Below are 6493 nucleotides of genomic sequence, written 5' to 3'. Positions count from 1 at the left end.
CGCGTGATGACGGTGCTGAGAACCGCCGTGGCGCTTGCGAAACGACCGGATGGCTTTACCGCCGCTGAGCTTTATGCACAGGTGCGGCAACGCTTGCAGAGCCAGGATTACACGAAATCACAGGTAAGCTATGATCTGCGCAAACTCAAAGCCAAAACCATCCTCGAAAAGATCACCGGACGGCAACGCTATCGTTTTACCAGCGAGGGCTTGAAAACAGCCGTTGGGCTAATCGTGTTCCGTGACGAGATTCTTGAACCTGTCTTAGCCTTAGCTCACCTCGACAAGAAGCGTGGCCCCAAGCCCAAACTTGATCATCGCGATCACCTCTATCGCAATATTCAGATCAATCTTGAAGCATTGTGTGTCGACTAGGGCCTCAAACAGGCCGCTTAAAATGACAAAGAACTTTCAGAATTTTATTCTGTGTTTGAAGAGGTAATCCGCATGATTACTTCTTCCTGCTTCCGGTTTCAAGCTGAGTTCACCGGATGGGAACCTGCTTGACGATCGCGTTGCTCTCTTCAGCAGGTGGGCGGCGTCGAGATTATGGTGGCGAACGGTGCGGCGCTGGACTGAACCGGACGGACTCAACAGGAAGCGACACCCACCGCTCGGTGCGAAAGAGTGCCCCAGCGAGGGCTCCCAGACCCAGGCCCCCGAGAACAATGCCTGCCCGATATAAGCGACAGTTCTCCGCGTAGTTCCCGGAACCGGTGCAGGCGGTAGAGCTGGGCGGGAAAAGTATCGCGCCGACTCCAAAACCCACGGCCGCGCCGACGGCAAGCCCCAACATGGGGTGGCCACGACGGCCACGGGACGATTCGAGTTGTGTCAGCAATCCACGCGGCACAACCCAGCGCTGAACGTCAGTGGCCAGGATGAGCGTGTCTCCGTCGAGCCACTGCAGTTGCCCCACCTGGCGTTGCAGCGCGAGTTGCGGAGCGGTGACCCGGAGGCGTTGGCCAGCGGCAAGTCCCTGCGCTGCGGTCGGAGACGCTGCCATCATCAGGAGGGCCAGTGAAATGAGAATTCGATTTCCGTAGAGAGTGGTTGCCATAGGTAGATCCGACTTTGGACGCGGCAGTCAACTGCTTGCGATTGTGGCACATCCCAATCAAGCTGGCGTCGTGCCGCACGGCGCTCCCCGCGCTAACGGCCCTGGCCTCCCGCTCTCACCAAACAGCAGCGCAGATGCCGCTCCAGCAGTTTTCTTCATCGATTGAATCTTCCTTCCCTTCCAAGAATCCGGTTTTTCGGTTCCTCTGCTTTGCTTTTAGAGTCGTTTCGTCACCTGCTTGGTTCGGTAAAGCTGCGATTCAAGATTTGCCCTTAAGTCAGTACCCTTTTCGAAGAAGAGGGCGGGCAAATCCCGATTCGCAGGCGACGAGGCGGCAGAAACATTTGTCAATTCCACTGTCTCGAAGTTCTTGAGGTGAACGCCGTATTGGAAGCACGCTGCGGTGACATTCCCCCATTTGATGCTGACGTCGCGCAGTGACAGTCCAGTGACATGTTGTGCATAGAGAGCCGAAAGGTCGGAGGCGAACAATTGCTTCTCTTCGCCCTCTGCGCCTCTGAGGTCGAGGTTGCCACAGGCAACCGCATTATGCCTCGTCCTGAAGAATCTTTCCTTACTTTGAGCAGCGCTTGGCCCTCAGCCCCGGACGGACGCTGGGCTCCGGCTCGAGCGCCGAGGCGCAGGCTCAGGTCTCGTCTTGTCCCACGAATCAGCATTGGGATATTGCCAAAACGCCGCGACATAGTCAAGCTGGAATCCTTGGTTTGCGGCGAATGGCCTCAACGTCGCCGGCGGGAATTTCCAAAAGATCCGCCGGCGCGGCGTGCAAAGGCGGGCGCGGCGAGGCCAGAAAAATCGCTTGACAATCTCATTGCAGAATAGTATGGTTTGCCGCAATCGTTTGCACAAATCACCCTTGCATTTCGATCTGAACCGCAGCACCCGTCCTCGAATGTTGAACGTGCTCAGATTGGAATTCTGAAAAATCGTTGACTACAAAGCAGATACTTGAACCGCAGAGAGGCAGAGAGCGCAGCGCTGTAACATCAGAAAAGCCTTTTTCAACTTTTTCCGCTGCTCTGCGGTTCCGGTATTGACCTTGTGTGGCTTCGTGGGATTCCAAATCTGACAGGTGCGTGGCTGCCCGGAGGGTTGCGGATTTCAGCCGCTCTCGGATCGACTGCGGCTTTGCGTGCAAACGTTTGCAAAATCCGGCAGCCCGGTGGCTCATTCTCTGGGATTTCCGCGTTGGGTGAGTTGAACCGGAAGCCTCGTGCGTCGGGCTGAGGCTTCCAAAAGCATTGGTGAGGGTGTGGTCGGGCAGCCGCACTTTCCACCATGCCGTTCCGCCAACTGGCGCCCGCGGCATGGTGCCAGTTGCCCGCAGCAGGAAAGGCAAATCGCAATGTCTACGCGACTGCTTGAGATCGCTGAGAAGACCGGCTTTTCCGTGTCCACCGTTTCGCGCGTCTTGCATGACCATTCCAACAAGTACAAGATCAGCGCGCACACCAAGGAATTGGTGCAGAAAGCCGCCAAGGAACTCGGCTATCGGCCCAACAAGCTCGCGCGCGGCCTGCGGTTGCAGCAGACGCACGAAATCGGCGTGATCGTGCCCGATCTCGCCAATCCCTTTTTTGCCACGTTGGTCAAAAGCATCGCCGGCGAACTGCGCAAGTCGGGTTACAGCATTTTCGTGTATGATGCCGATGAGAACACCATCATCGAAGCGGAATCCACCAAAGTGCTGATCGAAAAAAAAGTCGACGGCCTGATCATCGCGCCGGTGGGCCAGGAGACGCAACATTTCGAACAGATCGAAGCGGCGGGCACGGCCTGGGTGATGGTCGATCGTTGCTTTCCCGGGCTGGCCGTGGATGCGGTGAGCGTGGACAACCTCCGCGGCGCCTATTTGGCCACTGAATATCTGATTCGCGAGGGTCACCGCCAGATTGCCTTCATCCAGGGTCTGCCCGGCACCTACGTCAACGCGGGCCGCTTGCAAGGCTATCGCCAGGCGCTGCGCGACGCCGGCCTGCCGGTTGACGAACGCCTAATCGTGGGTGACGACTTCCGCAATTACAACGGCTACTTGGAAACCAAGCTGTTGCTCAAGCTGCAGGATCCGCCCACCGCGATTTTCACTGCCGGCGACCTGATTGCGATGGGCGCCCTGGAGGCGCTGAAGGAAGATCGCTGCCAGGTGCCGCAGAACATGTCACTCATCACCTTTGATGATCCCAGCTTTGCGACCTACCTCTCTCCGGCGCTGACCACCGTGGCGCAGCCCGTTGAAAAGATGGGGGAGATGGCAGTCAGACTGCTGTTTCGCCGATTGCGCCAGCCCGAGGCGGAACGGCGCCGTATTCTGTTGGAGCCGCGCTTGATCGTGCGCGATTCGGTGATGCGCCGCACTGCGCTTGCCGTCGTGCGGCAAGCCTCCTGAGACCTGCGCTTCCGCTCATTCGCAAGGAGTCTCTGATGAAGCAAAGTACACTGCTCCGGCTGTTCTTGCTGCTGCCGTGCTGTCTGGCCTTCTGGTTTAGCGATCTGCCCGCCGGCACCACCGGCAAGATCGCCGGCAAGGTCATCGACCGTCAAACCAGAGAGCCGCTCATCGGCGTCAGCGTGCTGGTTGACGGCACGACGCTCGGGGCGGCCACCGACGCCAGGGGCGAGTTTTTCATCTTGAATGTGCCCTCCGGCAGCCATGCCGTCACTTTCTCCTACATCGGCTATGAGAAACTGACGCAGACTGAAGTGATCGTGCATGCCGACCGCACCACGCAGTTGCAGGCCGCACTGACCGCCGCGCTGCTGGAAGGCGAGATGATCACGGTCACCGCCGACCGGCCGGTGATCGAGCCGGATCTCACCGCCAGCGAGCAAATCGTCACGGTGCGCGAGATGGAAAGATCCTGGGTGCGCACGGTCAAAGAAGCGATCGAAACGCAAACCGGCATCATCACTTCACCGCCCTCGCTGGCGTGGACGCGCGGCCAGACACAAACCTTCATTCGCGGCAGTTCGATCGTGCAGGCCGTCTACATGCTCGACAATCTCAGCGTAAACAGCGGCCTGCTCTCCGACAATTACACCGGCTTCAACACCTCCACCATCGAGCAAATTTCGCTGCTCACCGGCGGTTACAATGCGGAATACGGCGAGGGTCGCTCCGCCGTCATCAACATCGTCACCAAAGAGGCCAGTGCGGGACTGCACGGCACAGTGATCACGCGGCTGCGGCCGGCGGGCAAGTATCACTTCGGCCGTAATTTCTACAGCCAAGAAAACTACGACTACAAATTCTTCGATCGCAATTACTGGACGCAGCAGTCGCAGGATCCGAACAGCGGGCCGTTTTTCGGGCAGAATCCTGATTCGCTGCTGGCGGCGTGGCGCAGCGCCATCACCCCGAACCGCACGCTGGCGAAATATACCGAGCGCGCCGAGCCCGAGATCGAGGCCACGCTGCTGGGTTCGCTGACGGACGAACTGAGCTTTCTCGCCTCCGGCCGCTACAAGAAAGCGGTCGGCATTTTTCCGCAGCCGCTGGCGTACAATCCCGAATTCAATTTTCAGGGCTATTTGAACTACCGCTTCTCGCCTGCGTTCAAGCTGCGGCTGGGCGGCTTCCACGGCGGCTATGAGAGCGCGGACTATCCCGCGGTGAATTTCAATACCATCGAGTCGGCGCAGGAATCGGCCTGGCTGGCGCCCATGCGCATCGATGAGCAATACGCGCGCGCCAAATACAATCCCGAGGGCGCGATCTACCGGCAATGGCCCGAGCTGCGGCGCTGGTCGCAGGTGTATGCCCGGGTGACCCACGCCCTCAATCCCAAGTCGTTTTATGAGATCAATCTCAGCTACCTGCGCGACAAGATGGATCGCTCCGATCGCGACCATGTCATTCCCGACAGCCTGTGGGCACGGCGCGATGACCAGCAGAAGATGATCAACCGCTTTCTCGACCAGGGCTATTTTCACACCTTCACCAACAATCGCAGCGAGATCATCCAGCTCAAGGCCGACTACACCAACCAGCTCACTGCGCACCATCAGTTGAAAACCGGGCTGGGCTTCCGGCGCTACGATTTCAGCTATCGCCATTTCATGGGCGTCTACGAAGGCGGCAATCGCTGGAATCTCCTGAACCTTTTCGACGGCAAGCCTTATGAAGGCAATTTCTATGCGCAGGACAAGATGGAGTTTCCCGGCCTGGTGGTGAATGCCGGTTTGCGCCTGGATTTCTTTCACCAGAACCGCTCGGCACCGAAAAACCGCTACGACCCGCTGGCGATGCAGCCCACCACACCCGGCCATGACCCGGGCAAACCACTGGGCTACCCCGGCAATCCCGAACGCGAGCGCACCAAGCTGCAGCTCGCGCTGGCACCGCGGCTGGGCATCTCGCATCCCATCAGCGAGCAATCGGTTCTGCATTTCGTCTACGGCCACTTCTATCAGCGGCCGTCGTGGACCAAGATGTTCGGCTTTCCCTTCGTCAATTACACGGAAGATATGAACACCGTGTTCGATCCCTACGCCGATCAGATCACCTACATGGAAGAATGGCAGGGCTGGTATGGCAATGCCGATATGGGCTTCGAACGCACGATTCAATACGAGTTGGGCGTCGACTACAACATCGCTGATCGCCTCAAGCTCGATCTCACCGGTTACTACAAGGATGCCAGCCGCGAAGCCACGGTAATCACCGGCGTGTATGCCGCGCAGTACAGCACCACCAAGGCGCTGATGATCAGCAACTCGGGTTACTCCGACGTGCGCGGCATCGAGACCAAGCTCGATACGCGCTGGCGCGGGCCGTTCAATCTCGGCGCCAGCCACGATATTTACTGGTCCTTCAGCGGGGAAGTGGGGTATCGCCAGTTGTATGAGCCGGGCTCCCCGCGAGTGAACGTGCCCAAGGGCTTGCGGCAAAGCGAAGGCTACTGGAGCAGCTTCCATCGCGTCAAGGCATGGGCAAATCTGTATGTCGAGCCGGGGCGCGGGCCGCGACTTGCCGGCCTCCGGCCGTTGAGCGATTTCAACCTCAACCTTTACTTCTGGTGGCGCAGCGGCGAGCCTTACACCTATCATGCGCCGGGTGATCTCTCCACCAAGCCCAACAACCGGCGCTGGTTCAGTTATTATCAAACCAACCTGAAGGCCAGCAAGGGCGTGCGCTGGGCCGGGCTGCGCGCCGAGCTCAGCCTGGAAGTCCGCAACCTGTTCGATGCGAAGTTCCTGCGCCTGCTCTACGGTGATGACCTGGTGCGCTGGCATCAGAATCCCAATTTGCCGGAACGCGAACGCCTGCCCAAGAATTGGTTTTCCGGCGAGGATGACGAGTGGGAGTGGTATTCCTACGAAGTGCCGCCGCGGCAGATGTACATGCAGTTGCGGTTTGAATTTTGAGGGCAGGCGCGGCGCTACGCAGCTCATGGCGAAGCGATAAGACGCGCA

General features: G+C 58.8%; 4 protein-coding genes. 3 read left to right on the top strand and 1 reads right to left on the bottom strand.

Annotation, left to right across the window (positions count from 1 at the left end; translation table 11 throughout):
• Positions 1-375 (top strand): hypothetical protein (locus tag L6R21_27430; protein MCK6562940.1); only part of this gene is annotated, 375 nt, incomplete at its 5' end.
• Positions 376-1276: 901 nt separating this feature from the next.
• Here L6R21_27430 and L6R21_27425 read toward each other — a convergent pair.
• Positions 1277-1552 carry a hypothetical protein gene (locus tag L6R21_27425; GenBank protein ID MCK6562939.1) on the bottom strand — a complete coding sequence of 92 codons (276 nt, stop codon included), beginning with the start codon at positions 1550-1552 and terminating at the stop codon, positions 1277-1279.
• A gap of 874 nt (positions 1553-2426) precedes the next feature.
• Between L6R21_27425 and L6R21_27420 the strand changes: the two genes are divergently transcribed.
• A complete protein-coding gene (locus L6R21_27420) occupies positions 2427-3467 on the top strand; it encodes a LacI family transcriptional regulator (protein MCK6562938.1) in 1041 nt (346 codons plus the stop codon).
• Between the two features lie 35 nt (positions 3468-3502).
• Complete coding sequence (locus L6R21_27415; protein ID MCK6562937.1) at positions 3503-6445, top strand: TonB-dependent receptor; 2943 nt, start codon at positions 3503-3505, stop codon at positions 6443-6445.
• The last annotated feature ends 48 nt before the right edge of the window (positions 6446-6493 follow it).

It is taken from the genome of bacterium (assembly GCA_023150945.1).
GTDB lineage: Bacteria > Zhuqueibacterota > Zhuqueibacteria > Zhuqueibacterales > Zhuqueibacteraceae > Coneutiohabitans.
The sequence above is the reverse complement of the archived record's forward strand: the minus strand, read 5'-3'. Positions and strand labels throughout refer to the sequence as shown.